This window comes from Amycolatopsis decaplanina DSM 44594 (assembly GCF_000342005.1).
Classification (GTDB): domain Bacteria; phylum Actinomycetota; class Actinomycetes; order Mycobacteriales; family Pseudonocardiaceae; genus Amycolatopsis; species Amycolatopsis decaplanina.
The window spans coordinates 95,047-114,350 of the sequence record NZ_AOHO01000058.1; the positions used below are offsets into that span (position 1 = coordinate 95,047).

Sequence of the window (19,304 nt, forward strand, 5' to 3'; positions counted from 1 at the left end):
CAAGCCTGCCAAGGTGGGTCCGTGACCGGTTTCAAGATCCCGCCCAAGTTCCTCGACCGCGCCGCCGAACTCGGCCCAGGAGCCGCCGAGTGGCTCGATTCCCTCCCCTTCCTCGCCGAGAAGTACACCGCCAAGTGGCAGCTCGAATACGACGGCGAGGCCATGCACGGCTTCGTCGGTGTCGCGCAGCCCGTGCGCCGCGCGGACGGCTCCCCCGCGATCCTCAAGCTCGGCTGGCCGCACGAGGAGTCCGACGACGAACCGCTCGCACTGTCCACTTGGGCCGGCCAGGGCGCGGTCCTGATGTACGACAACGTGCCCGAGGACGGCGTGCTGCTCCTGGAGCGGCTCGACGCCACCCGGTCGCTCGAAACGGAGCCGATCCAAGAAGCGGTCGAAACGGTCGGCGCGCTGGCGCGACGGCTGGCCGTCCCCGCGCCCGAAGCGCTGCAGCGGTCACTTCGCGAGGAAGCCGCGGAGCTGGTCACCGAACTCCCGGAGACCTGGAGCGAGCTGGGCGAACCGTTCGACCGCAAGTACATCGACGCGGCCGTGGAAATCTGCGTGAACCTCGGGCCGGAAGCCGGTGAGCTGATGGTGAACGAGGACCTGCACTTCGAAAACGTCCTCGCCGGGGAACGCGAACCGTGGCTGGTGATCGACCCGAAGCCGCTTTCGGGTGATCTCGAGTTCGGCGCGATCTCGATCCTCTGGAACCGCGCGGAAGAGTCCACAATGGACGAAAAGATCGCGTGGTTCACCAAGGCCGCCGGGGTGGACGCCGAACGCACGCGGGCGTGGACGCTGGTGCGCGCGGTACAGAACTGGACCTGGCTGCACGAAGACCTCGCCGAGAGCACCTCGCCCGAGACCATCGCCGAAGACCCGGCCTACGCCGCCGTTCCAGGAATCGCCGCCTGGGCATTGCGGTGATCACACGAATCGTCTCCCGCCCCGGGAGCCGATAACCTTCGGGCATGGCAGCCGTGAACAGGGTATTCGCAGCTCAGCTGGCCGGTTTGCCGGTTTTCGGACCCGATGGTGAATCGATCGGCAAGGTGCGGGACCTGGTGGCGGGCCTTCGCCTGGACCAGCAGCCGCCGCGGATCCTGGGCATCGTGGTCGAGCTGACGACGAGGCGCCGCGTGTTCGTGCCGATGTTGCGCGTGACTTCGATCGAGCCCAGCGCGGTCACGCTCGCGACCGGATCGGTGAACATGCGGCGGTTCCATCAGCGGCCCAACGAGGTGCTGGTGGTCGGGCAGCTGTTCGACGCGTACGCCACGCTCGCCGGCTCCGACACCCGGGTCACCGTCGTCGACGCCGCTATGGAGCCGACGCGGACGCGGGACTGGGTGCTCGCGAAACTCGCGATCCGCGAACGGTCGAGCAGGCTCGGTCTCGGCAGGCGGCGTTCGGCGATGCAGGTGCTGCCGTGGTCGGAGGTGTCCGGACTCGGGCTCACCGACCTGACCGGCCAGACCCAGGGCGCGGCGCAGCTGCTGATGCTGTTCGACACCATGCGCGCGGCCGACGTCGCCGCCACGGTCCGCGATCTGCCGCTGAAGCGGCGGCACGAGGTCGCCGACGCGATGGACGACGAGCATCTCGCCGACGTCATCGAAGAGCTGCCCGAGGACGACCAGAAGGAACTGCTGTCCTACCTCGCCGAGGAGCGCGCCGCCGACATCCTCGAAGCGATGGACCCCGACGACGCCGCCGACCTGCTGGCAGAACTGGCACCCGCCGAGCAGAGCCGGTTCCTGGAACTGATGGAACCCGAGGAGTCGGCGCCGGTGAAGCGGCTGCTGGAGTACTCCTCCGACACCGCGGGCGGTCTGATGACGCCCGAGCCGGTGGTGCTGACGCCGGACGCCACGGTCGCCGAGGCGCTCGCGCACATCCGCAACGCGGATCTCCCGGTGGCGCTGGCGAGCATGGTGTTCGTGTGCCGTCCGCCGACGGAGACACCGACCGGGCGCTTCGTCGGCGTCGTCCACTTCCAGAGGTTGCTGCGCGAACCACCCGCGGAGATGGTGGCGAGCGCCATCGACTCCCAGCTGCCCGCGCTGCGGCCGAAGGCCAGCTTGTCCGAGGTCACGCGCTACTTCGCGGCCTACAACCTCACCTGCGGGCCGGTGGTGGACGCCGAGGACCACCTGCTCGGCGCGGTCACCGTCGACGACGTGCTCGACCACCTGCTCCCGGAGGACTGGCGCGAGACCGGGCTGCACGACATCACCGGCGAGATCACCGCGGAGACCGAGGAGACCGAACGTGCCTGAACTGATGTCCGGGCGGCGGCTGGACCAGCCCCGCGGCCAGAGCCGGTTCAGGCTGAACATCGACCCCGATTCGTTCGGCCGGTTCACCGAACGGGTCGCGCGGTTCCTCGGCACCGGCAAGTACCTGTTCTGGCAGACGCTGATCGTCATCGTCTGGATCGTGCTGAACCTGGTCGCGGTCTCGCTGCGGTGGGACCCGTACCCGTTCATCCTGCTGAACCTGGCGTTTTCGACGCAGGCCGCCTACGCCGCGCCGCTCATCCTGCTGGCGCAGAACCGGCAGGACGACCGCGACCGCGTCTCGCTGGAGGAAGACCGGAATCGCGCCGCGCAGACGAAGGCGGACACCGAGTACCTCGCGCGGGAGCTGGCGTCGCTGCGGATCGCGCTCGGTGAGGTCGCCACGCGGGACTTCCTGCGGGGCGAACTCGACAGGCTCCGTGAGGATCTTGATGCCAAGCCGCGGAAGGCCAAACCCGACCGCACGCCTACCGGTACGTAACATGGACGTGTGACCAGTACGCAGCAACTCCCCAGCGTCGACGATGTCCGCACCGCGCTGAAGGCCGTGTACGACCCGGAGATCAAGAAACCGATCACCGAACTCGGCATGGTCAAGGACGTGGAGGTCGGCTCGGACGGTGTGGTCACCGTCGGGATCTACCTGACGGTCGCCGGCTGCCCGCTGAAGGCGACGCTGACCAACGACACCACCGAAGCCGTCAAGAAGCTCCCCGGCGTCAGCGATGTCCGGGTCGAGCTCGACGTGATGAGCGACGAGCAACGCACGGAGCTGCGAAAATCCCTGCGCGGTGACGCCACGGAGCCGGTGATCCCGTTCGCGCAGCCGGGTTCGCTGACGCGCGTCTACTGCGTCGCGTCCGGCAAGGGCGGCGTCGGCAAATCCTCGGTGACGGTGAACCTCGCGGCCGCGATGGCCGAACGCGGGCTTTCCGTCGGCGTGGTGGACGCGGACATCTACGGGCACTCGGTGCCGCGGATGCTCGGCGCGCGGGAGAAGCCGACCAAGGTCGACACCATGATCATGCCGCCGCAGGCGCACGGCGTGAAGGTCATCTCGATCGGCATGTTCACCCCGGGCAACACCCCCGTGGTGTGGCGCGGGCCGATGCTGCACCGCGCGCTGCAGCAGTTCCTCGCCGACGTGTTCTGGGGCGATCTGGACATCCTGCTGCTGGACCTGCCGCCGGGCACCGGTGACATCGCGATCTCGGTCGCGCAGCTGATCCCGAACGCGGAGATCCTGGTCGTCACCACTCCGCAGCAGGCTGCCGCCGAGGTGGCCGAGCGCGCGGGCGCGATCGCGTTGCAGACGCGGCAGCGGGTGGCCGGGGTCATCGAGAACATGTCGTGGCTCGAAACGCCCGACGGCCAGAAGATGGAGATCTTCGGATCCGGCGGCGGGCAGTCCGTCGCCGACTCGCTGTCGAAGTCGGTCGGGTCGACCGTGCCGTTGCTCGGCCAGGTCCCGATGGACCCGCGCGTGGTCTCCAATGGCGACTCGGGCACTCCGATCGTGCTGGCCGAGCCGGACGCGCCGGCGTCACTCGTGCTCAAGGAGGCGGCGAAGAAGCTGACCGTCCGGGCTCGCGGGCTGGCCGGGATGATGCTGAACGTCACGCCCGCCGGCCGCTGACACCCCTCTTCGCAATTCGTCACCTACTTGCGGTGGTTGCGACACGCGACGACCGCAAGCAGGTGACGAATTGCGGTAGTTGCGCGAGGGTCAGGTGGCGTCCGGGTCGACAGGAGGGCGCTCCCCCGGCTTCAGCGGCTCGGGCTGCGAAGCCGTCGCCGGATAGCCGTTGGGCTTCGAAGCCCCGTTGGCACCGTTCGTCCCGTTGGCACCGTTCGTCCCGTTGGCACCGTTCGTGCCGTTGATGTTGTTGAGCCCCAGCGGATCCGAGTCACCGTCGAACAGGTGCTGGGTGACGACCCGCTTCGGGTCGAAGTTCCGCAGGCCCCGCAGGTCCTCCAGTGGCTTGCGCAGCTGATCGAACTCCGGGCCCATCTCCTCGCGCAGCTGCGTCTTGGCCCCGGTCGCGAAGTCGCGGACCTTGCGGACGCTCTTCGCCAGCCAGGACGCCGCTTCGGGCAGCCGTTCCGGACCGAGGATGAAAAGACCCGCGACGACGATGATGAGGATCTCGCCCCAGCCGACACTCTCGAACACCCGTGTGAACCTCCGCCTCGGCGTCTTCCCCGTTCAGGGTACCCGGCCGAACTCGCTAGTCCGAGGCCAGTTTCACGTCCACGACAAGTGAAGACCCATCCCGGACAAGGCGGACAGGAACCACTTCGCCGACTTCGCGTGCGCGGACCGCGACGAGAAGTTCCGCCGAGTCGCGCACGAGCCGCCCGCCGACTTCGGTGATGACGTCGCCTTCTTTGATCCCGGCAGAGGCCGCGGGGCCGCCAGGGGCGACATTGCGGACCTGCGCGCCCATGGTGCTGGAGCCCGCGACGGTGGACGAGGCGTTGATCCCGATGTCGGGGTGGACGACCTTGCCGTCCTTGATCAGTGTTTTCGCGATCTTCACCGCGTAGTCACTGGGGATGGCGAACCCGATGCCGATGCTGCCGCCTTCGGCGCTGGACGAGCGGATCGCGGAGTTGATCCCGACCAGCGCCCCGGTCGCGTCGACGAGGGCGCCGCCCGAGTTGCCGTGGTTGATCGCGGCGTCGGTCTGGATGGCCTCGTAGATCACCGGCGCGCTGCCGCCGTCACCGCCCGCGGTCACCGGGCGGTTGAGCGCGCTCACGATGCCGGCGGTGACCGAGTTCTGCAGCGCCAGCGGCGAACCGACGGCGATCACCGAGTCCCCGACGGCGAGGTCGGACGACTTCCCGACCTGCAGCGCGGTCAGGTTCTTGACGTCGACCTTGACCACGGCCAGGTCGGTTTTGGCGTCGGCGCCGACGACCTTCGCCTCGACGCGCCTGCCGTCGAAGAACACGGCGGTGACCTTGGTGGCCGAGTCCGCCGTCGCGGCGGAGATCACGTGCTCGTTCGTGAGCACGTAGCCCTGGGTGTCGATGACGACGCCGGAGCCCTGCTGGCCGGCGTCGGCGCCGGGTTTGAACACCTCGAGCGAGACCACCGCGGGCGCCACCCGGTGGGCGATGTCCGCGATCGAGCCCGCCGGACGTTCCTTGGCCGCGTCGGCCTCGGAGATACTGGCCTGGCCGGTCAGTCCGGAGCCGGTGTCGGCGAACCACCAGCCGATCAGCCCGCCGGCGGCGCCGATGACCAGCGCGACGGCGGCGAGCATCGCCAGCGCCTTCGTCTGCACACGCCGCCCGAAGAGGACCTCCGGAAGGCTCAGCAACGCACCTTGAGGGCGCTTCGCGTCCTTCTCCTCTTCCGAGTCCTGCTGCACGGCGGGCCCAGCGAGCACCGCGCCGGAGCCTGGGTCGCGCCAGGGGTCCGCGGTCGTGGTCCAGAGCGGACCTTCCGCGCCGTTCGCGGACGATTCGGAGCCGTGGGTCCCGTGCGGCCGTTCCAGCACGACACCTTCGGCGCCCGGCGGGCGGCGGAAGGCCTCGGCGAGCGATTCCGGCGTCGGCGGCGCCAGATTCAGGCCCGGCGCGGACTGCCCGTTCGTGCCGGGCTGGTACAGCTTGTCGAAGGCACCGTCGACGCCACGCGGCCTGCCGAACGTGGCCGCCTGCGCCGGATCGACGGCGGGCCGGGCCAGCGGGCGCGGCGCCAGCCGATCCCCCGCCGGGTCACCAGGCTGCTGCGGATTCGCGTTCGGCTGCTCGGTCATCATTCCCCGGGGCTGAGATCAGGTTGGCCGGACGCGAGAGTACGCCAAGCCTCACCCTGGATTCTGCCGTGACCACAGTGAAGTGCGCGTTGATTCCCCGGACAGGGCAGAAATGTGACACGTGAGGCAGACATGTCTCATTTCTGGCGGTCCAACGGTCAGGTCGGAGAACCCTGGGACTCCTCACCGGCGTCGACAAGGGCGATGGGAACTGCAAGGAAGGTTTCTACAAGTACGCCGTCCCGACGCCGCCGCGCGGGGAGGGCGTCGTCTTGTGCCTGGCGATCAACGCCAAGGCCGGGCTGTGTTTCGACGACATAGAGACGAAGACCTCGTAGGCCGGCTACGGGACTTCGAAGTTCCAGAGCGCGACGATCTGCTTCGTCAAACCCTGATAAACAGGTCAGCGGGCCGAAACGGGCACGGGCACGCTGGACGTGCTCGGGCTCGGCGCGGTGCTGCGCGGCGGTTCCGGTTTGGCGCCGCCGCCCAGCTGCGCGGGCAGCAGTCCGGCGTTGACGCCCTGCGGCGGTACGGGGCCGGGGTTCGGCTGGTCTTCGATGCCGTCACCGGAGGTCGCGACGAGGGCCAGCGCGCTCAGCACCAGGCCCGAAACGACCACTCCGGCGCCCTGCGCGTACTTCCGCCGGGCGAGGCCGAACCGCCCGCCGCCGAGAACGTTCGGCGACTGGCCCAGCGGCGCCGATGATCCCAACGGCGCTGTACCGCCCAAAACCCCGGTGTCGCGAAGGCCGGCGACCCTGTCGGGCCGCTGGATGGCCACCAGCTGACCGTCGGCTGTCATCGCCAGATTGTCCGGTGTGCCGGGAAGTTCGGTGTTCTGCGGGATGGAGCACAGGCTGGCCAGGAAACCCGCCGACATCGACGGGGCTCCCGCCTGCTTCACGGCCGCGACGGCCTGGCGCTGCGCGGCCACCTCGGCCGCGCACGCCTGGCAGCGGGCGATGTGCGCCGAGGCCCTGTCCTGGGCGCCGAGGGTCAGCTCGCCGTCCACGAAGGCGACGATGGCGTCCGGAAGCAGATGCGACTCGGGGAGTCCCCAACCTCGCGGTGCGGTCATACCCCCACCTTCGCAGACTCGTGCGCCGCGGCGCGACGACGCTCCAAAGAAGCGCGGAGCGCCTGGCGGCCACGGTGGATCCGGCTGCGCACGGTGCCGAGCTTGACACCGAGGGTGGCGCCGATCTCCTCGTACGAGAGGCCTTCGACGTCGCACAGCACGACCGCGGCGCGGAACTCGGGCGGCAACTCGTCGAGCGCGGCCTGCAGGTCCGGGTCGAGATGCGTGTCCGAGTAGACCTGCTCGGGACTCGGGTCGTCGCCGACGATGCGGTCGGTGTCCTCGGGGAGGCCTTCCATTCGCACACGCGAGCGGCGGCGGGCCATGTCGAGGAAGAGGTTCGTGGTGATGCGGTGCAGCCAGCCTTCGAACGTGCCGGGCTTGTAGGACGCGAGCGAGCGGAAGACCCGGATGAAGGTCTCCTGCGTCAGGTCCTCGGCGTCGTGGGCGTTACCGGTCAGGCGGTACGCCAGCCGGTACACGCGGTCGGCGTGCTCACGCACGACCTCGTCCCACGAGGGCGGCGTCCATGCGGCGTCGTCCACCGTCACCGGCGTGACCTGGTCCGCGTGCTGGTCCTGCATCGTGTCCTGCATCGGGGAAGTAGGCACCTCCATCAGCGTCTTCTCCCAACTACTCCACCCAACGCGGGCGATGAGCACGGTGTTCCCGTTGTCGAGGACCAGTCTGTCCGGCCTGCTTATGTTTCTAGTGAGACGGGACTGAGAGGAGGCTGAGAAGTCGGTACCAGGGAGTCTTCGCTCTTTTGACGATAGGCAGCGCTAACCTCCGCGTGTGAATTCCGGGACGCATGCGGGCTCGCCTGCCGAGGCCGCCGACGCCGACCTCGTCGACGGGTACGTCCCCGACGACGAGGTACTGGCCACCGCGCGGGCGCGGTCGGCCGATCTGGGGTGCGGTCCGCTGAGTGCGGGCGCGGGTGCGACTCTGCGTTTTCTCGCCACGACGCTGCGGGCGAAAGCCGTCGTCGAGGTCGGGACCGGGGCCGGGGTGAGCGGGTTGTGCCTGCTCCGCGGCATGGTCGACGACGGGATCCTCACCTCGATCGACATCGAGCCCGAGTACCACCGGGCGGCGCGGGCGGCGTTCCGCGAGGCCGGGTACCCGCCGGGACGGACCAGGCTGATCATGGGGCGCGCGCTCGACGTCCTCCCCCGGCTCACCCCCGGCGGCTACGACCTGGTGTTCGTCGATTCGGCGCCGGTCGAGTACCCGAGTTGCTACGAAAAGGCCGTCGCGCTGCTCCGGCCCGGCGGGATACTGGCGTTCCACAACGTCTCCGGGACCAGGGTGACCGATCCCTCACGGCGTGATCCGGACACCCTCGCGCTCCGGGAGGTCGCGCGGGCCTTCCGGGAGGACGAGCGGTTGGTCCCGGCGCTGTTGCCGGTGGGCGGCGGGCTGCTGGTCGCCGCGATCGCGTAGCAAGGGACCTTTGCTACCGCCGGAGTGCTTGTTCCGTGAAGGCCCCCTTGAGGGACTCAGAGTCCCTCAAGGGGGCCTTCACGGAATTGGGGACCACCGCGACCACGGCCACCGCGGCGAGGGCGAGCCAGCAGGCGGTGAGCGCGATCAGCCAGGTCCAGCCCGAATGCCCGTAGACGGTCGCGCCGACGGCGCCGCCGATGCTGCTGCCGAGGTAGTACGAAAGCGTGTAAAGCCCGCCCACCTGGCCCCGGGCGTTCTCGGGCGCCTCGGCCGCGGCCCAGCCGTTGGCGACGGCGTGCGCGGCGAAGAACGCGCCGGTCAGCACCACGAACCCGGCGATGACCACGGGCAGCGAGTCGGACAGTGTCAGCGCGGCGCCCGCGATCGTGAGCAGCAAGGCGCCGGAGAGCGCCCGGCGACGTCCGAACCGGCCGACGAGCTTGCCCGCTGTCGCCGACGAGACCGAGCCCATCGCGTAGGCGAGGAAGACGAGCGACGCGATCGCGGGCGAGAGGTTCAGCGGCTCACCGGTCAGGCGGAACCCGGCGGCGTTGTACAGCGCGACGAACGAGCCCATCGCCAGCAGCGCGACCGCGTACTGGACCAGCAGGACCGGCTTCCGCACCGCCGCGCCGAGCCCGGCCAGCACCGCCTTGCCTTGCTCGCGCAATCGCTCTGACCTGCGGTGATTCGCCGAAGTGGTAGCAAAGGTCCCTTGCTCCCCCGGCGGCAGGGCCAGCACCGTGACCACCGTGCAGACCAGGCCGATCACCGCGACGACGATCAGCGCGCCGCGGTAACCGAAAGGCCCGGCGGTGAACCCGGCCGCGAGCCGCCCGACCATGCCGCCGACGGTGTTACCGGCGATCATCGCGCCCACCGCCGCCGCGAGCCCGGCCTTGCCGAGCCGTTCCGCGAGATAGGCCGCCGCCACCCCGGGGAACCCCGCGATGGCGACCCCTTGCAGCGCCCGCAGCACGAGCAGCGCCGGGTAGCTGGGCGCCAGCGGCAACAGGAAACCGAAGACGACCGACGCGACCACCGAAGTGATGATCACCGGACGCCGTCCCACGACCTCGGAAAGCGCCGCGATCGGCAGCACGGCGATCGCGAGCGCTCCGGTCGCGACGCTCACCGCGAGCGAAGCGCCACCTGGATCGAGGTGATACTGCTCGGCCAGCTGCGGCAGCACCGGCTGCGGCGCGTAGAGCAGCGCGAACGAGGAGATCCCGGCCGCGGCGACGGCGATCGTCACGCGGCGGGTGGTTCCGGCGGAAGGCACGGTCCCGAAGCTAAGCCCGGCTAAACGATACGTCTAATACGATCATCTGCCACAATCGATACCGTGCTGAATGAAAGGATGACCGCCCAGCTAGCCCCCCAGCTCGCGCTGCTCACCGCACTGCGCCGCACGACGAACGTCACACGCGCGGCCGAACTGCTCGGTGTCCCGCAGCCCACGGTAAGCCGCCGGATCTCGGCGCTCGGCGAGGCCCTCGGCGCCCCGCTGACGGTCCCGGACGGCCGCGGCATCCGGCTCACCCGTGCCGCCGAACTGCTGGCCGACGCCGCCGAACGCGCGCTCGCCGCCGTCGACGCCGGAGTCCGCCAGGCCCGTGAAGAGGTCGACCCCGAATCCGGGCACGTCGTCCTCGGCTTCCTGCACCTGCTCGGCAGGTCGCTGGTCCCCACGTTGCTCCGCGGCTATCGCGCGGACCATCCGGGCGTCCGGTTCACCCTGGTCCAGGGCTCACGTCAGGACATGGTCGACAGGCTGACCAGCGGCGAACTCGATCTCGCGCTGCTCGCGCCCGCGCCCGTCGACGACCCGTTGCTCGACACCGCCGTGCTCGCCGAGCAGGAGATCTTTCTCTCCGTTCCGACGTCACACCGTCTCGCCGACCGGCCCAGCGCCGCCATCGAGGACCTCAAGGACGAGGAGTTCGTGCTCCTCGAGACCGGCTACGGCCTCCGCACCATCACCGACGATCTGTGCGCCGCGGCCGGCTTCGAACCGAAGATCGCCTTCGAGGGACAGGAGTCCGACACCGTCCGAGGGCTGGTCGCTGCCGGGCTCGGGGTGGCGCTGCTCCCCCGCTTCGAGCCCGGCAGCCCGGCGGGCGTCGTCGAAGTCCCGCTGGTGCCGCCGGTCGGCCGGACCATCGGGCTGGCTTGGCGCAAGGACGTCGTCCTGCCGCCCGCCGTGCTGCGGTTCCGGGAGCGGGTCCGCGCACAGCGCTGGTGACGATCGTCAGGGTCGGTCACTGCCGTTCGTCCACCCCGGCAGGGAAGCCTTTTCGCTAACTTGGGGTGAATGTACGACGACATCGTGGAGTTGGCCGGTCAGAGCCCGAGCTGGCTTCAGGCATCAGGCATCCTGTTCACCGACGCGGGACTGCTGATCTTCGCCGGGTTGATGGCCTGGGTCTTCTGGCGGGCTCGCACCTCGCCCACCCGGCTCGCGGTGTCGCTGCTGGTGCCCGCCGCGACAGCGATCGCGTACCTGATCAGCGAAGTGGCGAAGAGCGTGATCCACGAGGACCGCCCGTGCCGGAACCTCGTCACCCTCGTCGACTGCCCGCCGATCGGCGACTGGTCCTTGCCGAGCAACCACTCCACGATCGCCGCGGCGGCCGCCGTCGGACTGGCACTCGCTTGGCGGCGACTCGCGCCGTGGGTGTTCCCGGTCGCCCTGCTGATGGGCTTCTCGCGGGTTTTCGTCGGCGCGCATTACCCGCACGACGTTCTCGCCGGACTCGTCCTCGGCTCCGTGACGGCGTGGCTCGTGTTCCGGTACCTGACAGGCCCCGCGACCAGGCTGGCCCGCAGGCTCACCGCCCATGCCGGTGACGCGCCGACCCAGCCCATGCCCAGGGTGCGCCCGCGGGGCGAGAGCAAAGGTCCCTTGCTCCCGCCCCGCGGGTGATCCGCAGGTCAGGCGTACGAAGCGACCAGTTCGACCAGCGTCCGCGCCGCGAACCCGGTGGCTCCCGGAACGACGTCGGCGTAGGTCTTGTCGGCCCGCGCGGGACCGGCGATGTCGAGATGCGCCCACGGCACGTCGCCGACGAACTCACGCAGGAACAGCGCCGCGACGATGCCGCCGGGGCCGCCCGGCGCCTGCCGGACGTCACCGAGCGAGCCCTGCACGGTGTCGGCCAGGTCCTCCAGCAGCGGCATCCGCCACCATGCCTCGCCGACCCGCTCGCCCGCCTTCGTGACCCGCTCCGCGAGCGCGTCGTCGGTGGCGAAGACACCGCCGGTGCGGACGCCGAGCGAGACCTTCATGGCGCCGGTCAGGGTCGCCGCGTCGATCACCGCGTCCGGCTTGTGCTTCTTGATGCCGTAGACGAGGGCGTCGGCCAGGACCATGCGGCCCTCGGCGTCGGTGTTGCCCACCTCGGTCGTCTTTCCGCCGTAGTGCCGGACGATGTCGCCGGGCCGGTACGACGAACCGGACACGTGGTTCTCGGCGGCGGGCACCAGCCCGGTCACCTTGACCGGCAGGCGCAGCGCGGCGATCGCGCGGACCGCGGCGATGATCGCCGCGCCACCCGCCATGTCGGTGCGCATGAGGTGCATACCGTCGGCCGGTTTGATCGAAAGGCCGCCGGTGTCGAAGGTGATGCCCTTGCCGACCAGCAGCAGATGCGTCGTCGCCCCGCGCGGCCGGTACTCGAGTTCGATCAGCCGCGGCGGCGCGGCCGATCCGCCACCGACGGCGAGGACGCCGCCGAAGCCCTGCTCGGCCAGCCACTTCTCGTCCCGCGCCGTCACGGTCAGGTTCGGGATGCCGCCGGAAACGCGGACGGCCGTGTCGGCGAGCCAGGCGGGGGTCTTGATGTTCGACGGCGTGTTGGCCAGGTCGCGTGCGAACGCGGCGGCCGCGGCGAGTTCACGGATCCGCTCCAGCGCCTTCGCGTACGCGGGCACGGCGCGTTCGTGGCGTGTGATCAAGCGCACGGTCCGCGGACTCGGCTTCGGCTCCTCGGCCGTCACCGTGAACCGGTAGCCGCCGAGCAGCAGCCCGAACGCGAGTTCCTCGATGTGCTCGGCGCCCGCGTCCTCGGGCAGTTCGACGGCGAAGGCGCGGAACGCCTTCTGACCGGCGTTGACGTCTTCTTCCAGCGTCGACGAGACGGCGCGGACCAGCGCGGCACCGGCCTTGCGGTACTGCCGCGGCTCGCCGTCGCCGACGCCGGCCAGCCAGCGGACGCCGCCGGTCGGCACGGTCTGCACGTCACCGGCCTTGCCGGTGGGCCGCACGCCGCCGATCTCCGCGAGTCCGGCGTCACCATCCTCTTCGGACGGCGCCGCGATCAGCGTGGCCAGCGGCGTACCGCGCCTCAGGTCGTCCGGGACCTCGAGTTCGAGCAGCTTCCCCGGAACGGGGGGTAGCGGGTTACGCACAGTGAGCGACCTCCGGGCGCAGATGAACCGCGACCCCGGTCTCCGAGGGGAGACCGGGGTGCGGGTGGTTGAACGTTGGTGCGGTCCGGCTCAGCCGGTGACCTCCTGCAAGGCCGCGCCGAGATCCTTCGCTTCTTCCGCGGAGAGTTCGACGACGAGACGCCCACCACCTTCGAGTGGTACGCGCATCACGAGGCCCCGCCCCTCCTTAGTCACTTCGAGGGGACCATCTCCGGTCCGGGGCTTCATGGCCGCCATAGCGTGCTCCCTCCGTCTCAACCGGCGCGCCCGGGTCGCGCTCGTCAAAGCCAGCCGGGTCTACTGTCCATTGTCCCTCATCAGCGGCCGAGCGCGAACGCGGACCGATCTTTTGCCGTCGTATCGGTGCTGGTATGCGGCTCGCGAGGCTGAAAGACTCCTCTCAGACCGCAGTTTCGCCGACTAGGAGATCCCGTGACCACATCCGACGTTCTGCTGACCGCCGACGCCGATGGCGTGCGCACCTTCACGCTGAACCGGCCGCAGGCGTACAACTCGCTGACCGTCGAACTCAAGGAACTGCTGCTGGCGGGCCTGACCGAGGCCGCGGCCGACGACAGCGTCCGTGCGGTCGTGCTGACCGGTTCGGGCAAGGCGTTCTGCGCCGGGCAGGACTTGAAGGAGCACGTAGGACTACTGCAAGCGGGTGACCCGGCGCCGCTACACACCGTCAGGGAGCACTACAACCCGATCGTCAAGACCATCGTCGGGATGCCGAAGCCGGTCATCGCCGCGGTGAACGGCCCCGCCGCCGGCGCGGGCGCCGCCTTCGCCTACGCGAGCGACCTCCGGATCGCCGCGACGTCGGCGAACTTCCTGATGGCTTTCGCGAACGTCGGCCTCGGCCCGGACTCGGGTGCTTCGTGGACGCTGCAGCGACTGATCGGTCTCGGCCGTGCGGCCGAACTGATGCTGCTGGCGCGCACAGTCGACTCCGCCGAGGCGCTGACGCTCGGCCTGGTCGGCGAGGTCGTCTCGGACGAGGAACTGGCCGCCCGCGCGCAGAAGGTCGCCGCGAAGCTCGCGGCCGGTCCGACGGTCGCGTACGCGAAGATCAAGAACGTGCTGTCGGTCGCCGCCGAGTCGTCCCTCGAAACCGCACTGGCGGCCGAGGACGAGGCCCAGACCGCGCTCGGCGCGACGGCCGACCACACCGAGGCCGTCGAGGCCTTCGTGGGCAAGCGCAAGCCGAACTTCCAGGGCAAGTAGCCGCCGGGGCACGTCTCGTGAGTGGTAAGGACGGTTCTAACCGTCCTTACCACTCACGAGCGTCTAAGCGGCCCGGAAGCAGTCCTTCACGTGGTCGTCGACCATCCCCGTCGCCTGCATCAGCGCGTAACAGGTCGTCGGTCCGAGGAACACGAAGCCGCGCTTCTTGAGTTCCTTCGCCATCGCCTTCGACTCGTCGGTGATCGCCGGGACGTCCGCCATCCGCCGCGGCCGGACATGCGAATCGGGCGCGAACGACCACAGCAGGTCGTCCAGCGAACCGTCGAGGTCCTCGATCGCCCGCGCGTTGTTGATCGCCGCCAGGATCTTCGCCCGGTTCCGCACGATCGACGCGTCCTCCATGAGGCGGGCGACGTCGTCGTCGGTGAAGGCGGCGACCTTCTTCGGCTTGAACTTCTCGAACGCCTTCCGGAACGACTCCCGCTTCCGCAGGATCGTGATCCACGAAAGCCCGGACTGGAACGACTCCAGGCACAGGCGCTCGTACAGTTCCTCGTCGCCGTGGAGCGGGACGCCCCATTCGGTGTCGTGGTACTCGACGTAGTCCGGGGCCGAGTTGCCCCACGAACACCGCTTGATCCCGTCCGCGCCCAGCAGACCCGCCTCAGCCAACCCGGTACCCCTCCGCGTACTTCACGAATCTCCGCAAGCACAGCCGCAGTCCCAGTTCGAATCCCGGTTTCGCGACCGGCCAGCCGAGCCGTCCGACGACGCCGAACGGCGGCCGTAGATGCTCCGCCCAGACGAACGTCGAGGAATGCGGCCCCTTCTCGATCACCTGGAACACCCCGGTGCCCTGCACGATCTTGCCGAGATGCCGCACGACGCAGCGCAGCGGCGGCTCCCAGCTGGTGATCTCCATGGTGTCGGTGAACCCGATCCCGGCGACACCGGTGAACGCCGACAGTTTCGAACCCACGCTGCGCCCGTTGCCCTCGACGACCTTGACCTCGGTGCCGAGCATCCATTCGCCCTGGCGTTCCCAGTCGGTCAGGGCGAGCCAAGCCGTCCCGGCCGGTACCGCGACGTCGACGGAGACGACGACATCGGTCACCTGACGCCCTCTCGCTCGGCCTCCAGCTCGGCCACCTTGGCCCGCAGTTCCTCGATCTCGACGGCGAGCCGCCGCATCACCCAGTCCACTTCGGACATCTTGTAGCCGCGCAGCACCATCTGATAGCGGACGGCGTGGACGTCCTCGGCGGTGATGTCCTCGGCGGGCAGCCGGGTCGGCGAGCTGCCGGGCGGCAGCGGGGCCAGCTCCTCACCCCTGCCGAACACCACGGCGGCCAGCAAGAACACCACGGCGGCCACCAGCAGCATGACTACGAGATAGATCAGGGCGGTCGTCACGCCACGATCGTGGCACACGAACGCCACGATCGTCGCGCCAGCAACGCGAGTCGCACGCTGAGCACCACCCAGAGCACCATCAGGATCCCGCAGGGCACGGACAGGAACAGTCTCGACGCGTCGATGACCCCGGTGGCGATCACCAGCAGCGCCACCGAAACCAGGTTCAGCCCGACGGCCTCGCCGATCAGCACGCCGGCGGTCCTGACCAGCCGGGCACCGTCCATCCGCCGGGAAAGCCGGCGCATGCAGACGAGAGCGAACACTCCCAGTATCGGCACGATGTACACCGAACCGTGGGTGAACTGGGCGACGTACTTGTACCAACCCGGGGTCGACGTCGCCAGCTGCGACCAGTCGCCGAAGGTCCACTTGCGGGCGAACTCCCAGGCGAGCTGCATCATCGGCACGCCGAGGATCAGCTTCCACAGGGTGCGGGTGCCGCTGTGCATCCCCAGTTCGGCCTGGTAGTCCCGTGCGATCAGGTGCACCGGCCCGAAATCGGCGACGGCACGACGCTGCGCCTCGTCCTCGCTCCAGCCGCCGTCGCGGTACGCGTCGGCGGCGTCGTTGAGCCCGTCCCGCGCCTCGCGCAGCAGATCCCGCTTGGCCGACGCCGGACCGTCCAGGCGGGTGCGTAACTCCCCGAGATAAGCCTCGATCACCGTCATGCCGTGGTTCTCCGACTCCGCGCGGCGACCGTCAGCCGCATGCTGAACAGGATCCAGGTTCCGGACAGGGCCGCGCACGGCACGCTGATGATGAGGCGGGCGGGTTCCAGCAGTCCGGTCGCGCCGCCGTACGTCGCGACCGCGAGCAGGTTCAGCCCCACCGCGCCTGCCAGCGACCATGAGACCGCGCGAGCGGCGGGCGGACCGGTGGGACGGCGCGAGAGCAACCGTGCCGCGATCAGCCCGGCGATCGCGACCATCGGGGACAGCGCCGCCAGCGTGTCGGCCGTGCCGATCGCGCGGTGGTACCAGGACGGCGGCTCGCCGAGCCGCGACCAGTCGCCGGAGCTCAGCACGCGCGCGAAATCCCAGGCGAGGATCAGCAGCGGGACACCGACGATCAGCTCCCAGAGGACACGGATGTCGCGCCGCAGCCCCAGTTCCCCCTGATAGTCCCGCGCGATGAGGTCGACAGGGCCGAAATCCGCGACAGCCCGGCGTTCCGCCTCCGCCTCGTCGACGCCGCCCGCGAGGTAGGCCTCGGCCGCGTCGGTCAAGCCGTCCTCGGCCTCGGTGAGCAGATCGGCCTTCGCCGACGGCGACCCACTCAGCCGCCTGTCCAGCTCGCCCATGTAGGCCTCGATGGCGGTCATGCGGCGACCAGGGGCCGGGATCGGAAAACCGGTGAGAGCAGCCAGAAGCTGAAGACCGCCCAGCCGATCGACAGCACGTTGCACGGCAGGCTCATGTTCATCCTGGACGGGTCGAGGACCACGGTGCCGACGGCGAGCAGGAGCATCGCCACCAGGTTCGCGATCGCCGCGGCCGCCACGGTCCAGCGCGCGAAGCCCGCCAGGCGTGTCCCGTCCAGCCTGCGCCCCAGCAGGCGGGTGCCCAGCAGCGCGATCGCCCCGATCACGGGCGAGACCACGACGAAAACGCCGGAGAGATCGACGACGAAGAAGTACCAATCCAGGGTCGGCTTGTTCAGCCTGCCCCAGTCGCCGTAGGTCAAGACCCGCGCCAGCTCCCAGCTCACCTGGAACAGCGGGACCCCGACGATGACCTTCCACAAGGTGCCGACGTCCCCACGCAACGCCAGTTCGGCCTGGTACTCGCGGGCGATCACGGCGGCGGGACCGAAGTCCGCGACGGCACGGCGTTCGGCTTCCGACTCCCCGGCGCCGCCCTCGCGATACGCCTCGGCCGCGTCGGTCAGGCTGTCCTTCGCCTCGGTGAGCAGATCGGCCTTCGCCCCGGCCGACCCGCTCAACCGTCTGTCCAGGTGGCCGATGTAGGCCTCGATCGCGCTCATGCCGTGCTCCCCCTAGCTCGAGCCGCTCTTCCCCGGCGAGAGCTCATTGGAAGAGCACACCACCGATCACAGTCGTGAACTCCTGCCACTCCGCCCGTTCCGCCGCCAAGGCCTTCTGCCCGGAGCGGGTGAGCTTGTACGTACGACGTTTGCGGCCGGACACGACGTCCCATTCGCTGGCGAGGAATCCGGCGCGCTCCAACCGGCGAAGCGCCGGGTAGACGGTGCCCGTCGGCAGGTCGAGCGCACCGTCACTGCGGAGCTGGAGCGCCTCGATGATGGCGTACCCGTGCAGCTTCCGGCCGTCGAGGACGGCGAGGAGCAACGCGTCGAGGTGCCCGCGCAGGCTGTCGGCCTTCATAGATAGACAGTCTACACATCGCCGCATACCAGGGTAGTCGTCCCTTTCCCGGACCGGCCTCAGGGAATGTCCCCGAGATCACCCCGATTTCATAGATTTAGTGCCTACATGTAGCCAGCCTACGTATACAGTGCTCCGGCATGGACGCACTCCCGATCGCGAGACTCCAGTTCGCGACGACGACCTCGTTCCACTTCCTGTTCGTGCTGCTCACACTGGGGCTCGTGACACTCGTCGCGGTGATGCAGACACGCTCCGCATTCGGCGGCAAGCCGGAACTCACGCGGATGACTCGCTTCTGGGGCAAGCTTTACGTGATCAATTACGCGCTGGGAATCGTCACCGGAATCGTGATGGAATTCCAGTTCGGGCTCACCTGGACCGGCCTGTCCGCGGTCGCGGGCGACGTCTTCGGCGCGCCGCTGGCCATCGAGACGCTGGTGGCGTTCTTCGCCGAATCGACCTTCCTGGGGCTGTGGATCTTCGGCTTCTCGAAGCTGAACAAATGGGTCCACCTGACGCTGATCTGGCTGGTCACGCTGACCGCGTACGCCTCGGCGCTGTTCATCATGGTGGCCAACTCGTTCCTGCAGAACCCGGTCGGCACGCACGTCGAGAACGGCGTGCTGAAGCTCGACGACTTCGGCGCGCTGTTCACGAACCCGGCGCTGACCATGTCGCTCCCGCACGTGCTGAGCGCCGCGCTCATGACCGGCGGCTTCTTCGTGGTCGGCGTCAGCGCGTACCACTTCATCAAGCGCACCAAGGAGATCGAGTTCTTCCGCCGCTCGATGCGGATCGGCGTGCTCACCTCACTGGTGGGCAGCACGCTGGTGATCGGCTTCGGCTTCGGCCAGTTCGGGCCGCTCGGGGACTACCATCCCGGCAAGCTGGAAACACCGGAACCGCTGGTGGGCGCCCCGCTGGGCTTCATGATCCAGATCGGCTTCATCGCCTTCCTCGCCTCGATCCTCGGCACGCTGCTGTTGTTCCGGAACTGGATCACCAAGGTGCGGCCGCTGCTGTACGTGATGGTGCTCGCGATCCCGCTGCCGTTCATCGCGGCGATCTCCGGCTGGCTCGTGCGGGAGATCGGCCGTCAGCCGTGGCTGATCCGCGGCAGGCTGACCACCGCCGACGCCGTCGCGTCGATCCCGGCCGGGCAGATCCTGTTCTCCTTCATCGCTTTCACGCTGTTGTTCCTCGTACTCGCGATCGCCGACTGGGTGCTGATGTCGCGGGTCGCGAAACGCGGTCCGGACCCCGTCGAAGAGGCCGCCGCGCCCCGTCCCGAACTTCCCGTCCTGAGCGGAGTCTGA

At 69.4% G+C, this 19,304-nt stretch carries 23 protein-coding genes; 9 read left to right on the forward strand and 14 right to left on the reverse strand.

Translation table 11 applies throughout. The features are described from left to right. Positions 1 to 21 precede the first annotated feature (21 nt). The 4 genes from H074_RS19740 to H074_RS19755 are packed head-to-tail and all read left to right on the forward strand — an operon-like array spanning position 22 to position 3,942. The gene (locus H074_RS19740) at positions 22 to 933 is read left to right on the forward strand and encodes an aminoglycoside phosphotransferase family protein (RefSeq protein ID WP_007031817.1); all 912 of its coding nucleotides are present in this window, start codon (positions 22 to 24) and stop codon (positions 931 to 933) included. Positions 934 to 977: 44 nt separating this feature from the next. After that, positions 978 to 2,285: a magnesium transporter MgtE N-terminal domain-containing protein gene (locus H074_RS19745; protein WP_039922920.1), complete on the forward strand. Its 1,308-nt coding sequence runs from the start codon at positions 978 to 980 to the stop codon at positions 2,283 to 2,285. Beyond that, on the forward strand, positions 2,278 to 2,787 hold the full coding sequence (locus H074_RS19750; RefSeq protein WP_007031819.1) for a DUF1003 domain-containing protein: 510 nt from the start codon (positions 2,278 to 2,280) through the stop codon (positions 2,785 to 2,787). Before H074_RS19745 ends, H074_RS19750 begins: the two co-directional genes overlap by 8 nt. Positions 2,788 to 2,796: 9 nt before the next feature. Further along, on the forward strand, positions 2,797 to 3,942 hold the full coding sequence (locus H074_RS19755; protein WP_007031820.1) for an Mrp/NBP35 family ATP-binding protein: 1,146 nt from the start codon (positions 2,797 to 2,799) through the stop codon (positions 3,940 to 3,942). A 90-nt stretch (positions 3,943 to 4,032) separates the two neighbouring features. Here the strand turns inward: H074_RS19755 and tatB are convergent, their stop codons facing one another. From tatB to sigE, 4 genes are all read right to left on the reverse strand, one after another. Next, positions 4,033 to 4,479, reverse strand: coding sequence for a Sec-independent protein translocase protein TatB (gene tatB / locus H074_RS19760; protein WP_007031821.1), 447 nt, complete (start codon positions 4,477 to 4,479; stop codon positions 4,033 to 4,035). A 55-nt stretch (positions 4,480 to 4,534) separates the two neighbouring features. Continuing rightward, on the reverse strand, positions 4,535 to 6,076 hold the full coding sequence (locus H074_RS19765; RefSeq protein WP_007031822.1) for a S1C family serine protease: 1,542 nt from the start codon (positions 6,074 to 6,076) through the stop codon (positions 4,535 to 4,537). Positions 6,077 to 6,479: 403 nt separating this feature from the next. Continuing rightward, positions 6,480 to 7,157 carry a zf-HC2 domain-containing protein gene (locus tag H074_RS19770; RefSeq protein WP_007031823.1) on the reverse strand — a complete coding sequence of 226 codons (678 nt, stop codon included), beginning with the start codon at positions 7,155 to 7,157 and terminating at the stop codon, positions 6,480 to 6,482. Then, positions 7,154 to 7,774, reverse strand: a complete 621-nt coding sequence (sigE, locus tag H074_RS19775; protein ID WP_039922921.1) for an RNA polymerase sigma factor SigE — start codon at positions 7,772 to 7,774, stop codon at positions 7,154 to 7,156. The genes H074_RS19770 and sigE overlap by 4 nt, the downstream gene beginning before the upstream one ends. A gap of 178 nt (positions 7,775 to 7,952) precedes the next feature. Here sigE and H074_RS19780 point away from each other — a divergent pair, with 178 nt between their 5' ends. Next, entirely contained in the window at positions 7,953 to 8,603 is a 651-nt protein-coding gene (locus H074_RS19780; RefSeq protein WP_007031825.1) for an O-methyltransferase, read from the forward strand. Between the two features lie 13 nt (positions 8,604 to 8,616). Here H074_RS19780 and H074_RS19785 read toward each other — a convergent pair whose 3' ends face one another. Further along, the gene (locus H074_RS19785; RefSeq protein WP_007031826.1) at positions 8,617 to 9,861 is read right to left on the reverse strand and encodes an MFS transporter; all 1,245 of its coding nucleotides are present in this window, start codon (positions 9,859 to 9,861) and stop codon (positions 8,617 to 8,619) included. A 105-nt stretch (positions 9,862 to 9,966) separates the two neighbouring features. Here H074_RS19785 and H074_RS19790 point away from each other — a divergent pair, with 105 nt between their 5' ends. Further along, positions 9,967 to 10,851: a LysR family transcriptional regulator gene (locus H074_RS19790; RefSeq protein ID WP_007031827.1), complete on the forward strand. Its 885-nt coding sequence runs from the start codon at positions 9,967 to 9,969 to the stop codon at positions 10,849 to 10,851. A gap of 69 nt (positions 10,852 to 10,920) precedes the next feature. Continuing rightward, positions 10,921 to 11,532, forward strand: a complete 612-nt coding sequence (locus tag H074_RS19795) for a phosphatase PAP2 family protein (RefSeq protein WP_007031828.1) — start codon at positions 10,921 to 10,923, stop codon at positions 11,530 to 11,532. An 8-nt stretch (positions 11,533 to 11,540) separates the two neighbouring features. Here H074_RS19795 and H074_RS19800 read toward each other — a convergent pair whose 3' ends face one another. Together H074_RS19800 and H074_RS39370 are read right to left on the reverse strand one after the other, a co-directional pair. Then, on the reverse strand, positions 11,541 to 13,016 hold the full coding sequence (locus H074_RS19800) for a leucyl aminopeptidase family protein (protein WP_007031829.1): 1,476 nt from the start codon (positions 13,014 to 13,016) through the stop codon (positions 11,541 to 11,543). Positions 13,017 to 13,106: 90 nt separating this feature from the next. Beyond that, positions 13,107 to 13,274, reverse strand: a complete 168-nt coding sequence (locus H074_RS39370; RefSeq protein ID WP_005155393.1) for a DUF3117 domain-containing protein — start codon at positions 13,272 to 13,274, stop codon at positions 13,107 to 13,109. Between the two features lie 195 nt (positions 13,275 to 13,469). Between H074_RS39370 and H074_RS19805 the strand changes: the two genes are divergently transcribed. Beyond that, a complete protein-coding gene (locus H074_RS19805) occupies positions 13,470 to 14,264 on the forward strand; it encodes an enoyl-CoA hydratase-related protein (RefSeq protein WP_007031830.1) in 795 nt (264 codons plus the stop codon). 63 nt (positions 14,265 to 14,327) lie between these two features. Here the strand turns inward: H074_RS19805 and H074_RS19810 are convergent, their stop codons facing one another. From H074_RS19810 to H074_RS19840, 7 genes are read right to left on the reverse strand one after another with little or no spacing between them, the layout of a single operon-like run. Then, a complete protein-coding gene (locus H074_RS19810) occupies positions 14,328 to 14,897 on the reverse strand; it encodes a DNA-3-methyladenine glycosylase I (RefSeq protein WP_007031831.1) in 570 nt (189 codons plus the stop codon). Further along, complete coding sequence (locus H074_RS19815; protein ID WP_007031832.1) at positions 14,890 to 15,339, reverse strand: SRPBCC family protein; 450 nt, start codon at positions 15,337 to 15,339, stop codon at positions 14,890 to 14,892. The genes H074_RS19810 and H074_RS19815 overlap by 8 nt, the downstream gene beginning before the upstream one ends. After that, complete coding sequence (locus H074_RS19820) at positions 15,336 to 15,638, reverse strand: DivIVA domain-containing protein (protein ID WP_007031833.1); 303 nt, start codon at positions 15,636 to 15,638, stop codon at positions 15,336 to 15,338. The genes H074_RS19815 and H074_RS19820 overlap by 4 nt, the downstream gene beginning before the upstream one ends. Further along, a complete protein-coding gene (locus tag H074_RS19825) occupies positions 15,635 to 16,309 on the reverse strand; it encodes a permease prefix domain 1-containing protein (protein WP_007031834.1) in 675 nt (224 codons plus the stop codon). Before H074_RS19825 ends, H074_RS19820 begins: the two co-directional genes overlap by 4 nt. After that, the gene (locus H074_RS19830; RefSeq protein WP_007031835.1) at positions 16,306 to 16,962 is read right to left on the reverse strand and encodes a permease prefix domain 1-containing protein; all 657 of its coding nucleotides are present in this window, start codon (positions 16,960 to 16,962) and stop codon (positions 16,306 to 16,308) included. Before H074_RS19830 ends, H074_RS19825 begins: the two co-directional genes overlap by 4 nt. Then, positions 16,959 to 17,624 carry a permease prefix domain 1-containing protein gene (locus tag H074_RS19835; protein ID WP_007031836.1) on the reverse strand — a complete coding sequence of 222 codons (666 nt, stop codon included), beginning with the start codon at positions 17,622 to 17,624 and terminating at the stop codon, positions 16,959 to 16,961. The genes H074_RS19830 and H074_RS19835 overlap by 4 nt, the downstream gene beginning before the upstream one ends. 43 nt (positions 17,625 to 17,667) lie before the next feature. Next, the gene (locus H074_RS19840; RefSeq protein ID WP_007031837.1) at positions 17,668 to 17,985 is read right to left on the reverse strand and encodes a helix-turn-helix transcriptional regulator; all 318 of its coding nucleotides are present in this window, start codon (positions 17,983 to 17,985) and stop codon (positions 17,668 to 17,670) included. 140 nt (positions 17,986 to 18,125) lie between these two features. On the opposite strand from H074_RS19840, the gene H074_RS19845 reads away from it, so the two are divergent. Continuing rightward, the gene (locus tag H074_RS19845) at positions 18,126 to 19,304 is read left to right on the forward strand and encodes a cytochrome ubiquinol oxidase subunit I (RefSeq protein ID WP_007031838.1); all 1,179 of its coding nucleotides are present in this window, start codon (positions 18,126 to 18,128) and stop codon (positions 19,302 to 19,304) included.

What these genes read in the sequence shown, in the direction of transcription:
- H074_RS19745 (WP_039922920.1), top strand. Translation starts at nt 978, where the DNA reads ATGGCAGCCGTGAACAGGGTATTCGCAGCTCAGCTGGCCGGTTTGCCG.
- H074_RS19765 (WP_007031822.1), bottom strand. Translation starts at nt 6,076, where the DNA reads ATGACCGAGCAGCCGAACGCGAATCCGCAGCAGCCTGGTGACCCGGCG.
- H074_RS19770 (WP_007031823.1), bottom strand. Translation starts at nt 7,157, where the DNA reads ATGACCGCACCGCGAGGTTGGGGACTCCCCGAGTCGCATCTGCTTCCG.
- sigE (WP_039922921.1), bottom strand. Translation starts at nt 7,774, where the DNA reads ATGGAGGTGCCTACTTCCCCGATGCAGGACACGATGCAGGACCAGCAC.
- H074_RS19790 (WP_007031827.1), top strand. Translation starts at nt 9,967, where the DNA reads ATGACCGCCCAGCTAGCCCCCCAGCTCGCGCTGCTCACCGCACTGCGC.
- H074_RS19795 (WP_007031828.1), top strand. Translation starts at nt 10,921, where the DNA reads ATGTACGACGACATCGTGGAGTTGGCCGGTCAGAGCCCGAGCTGGCTT.
- H074_RS39370 (WP_005155393.1), bottom strand. Translation starts at nt 13,274, where the DNA reads ATGGCGGCCATGAAGCCCCGGACCGGAGATGGTCCCCTCGAAGTGACT.
- H074_RS19825 (WP_007031834.1), bottom strand. Translation starts at nt 16,309, where the DNA reads ATGACGGTGATCGAGGCTTATCTCGGGGAGTTACGCACCCGCCTGGAC.
- H074_RS19830 (WP_007031835.1), bottom strand. Translation starts at nt 16,962, where the DNA reads ATGACCGCCATCGAGGCCTACATGGGCGAGCTGGACAGGCGGCTGAGT.
- H074_RS19835 (WP_007031836.1), bottom strand. Translation starts at nt 17,624, where the DNA reads ATGAGCGCGATCGAGGCCTACATCGGCCACCTGGACAGACGGTTGAGC.
- H074_RS19840 (WP_007031837.1), bottom strand. Translation starts at nt 17,985, where the DNA reads ATGAAGGCCGACAGCCTGCGCGGGCACCTCGACGCGTTGCTCCTCGCC.
- H074_RS19845 (WP_007031838.1), top strand. Translation starts at nt 18,126, where the DNA reads ATGGACGCACTCCCGATCGCGAGACTCCAGTTCGCGACGACGACCTCG.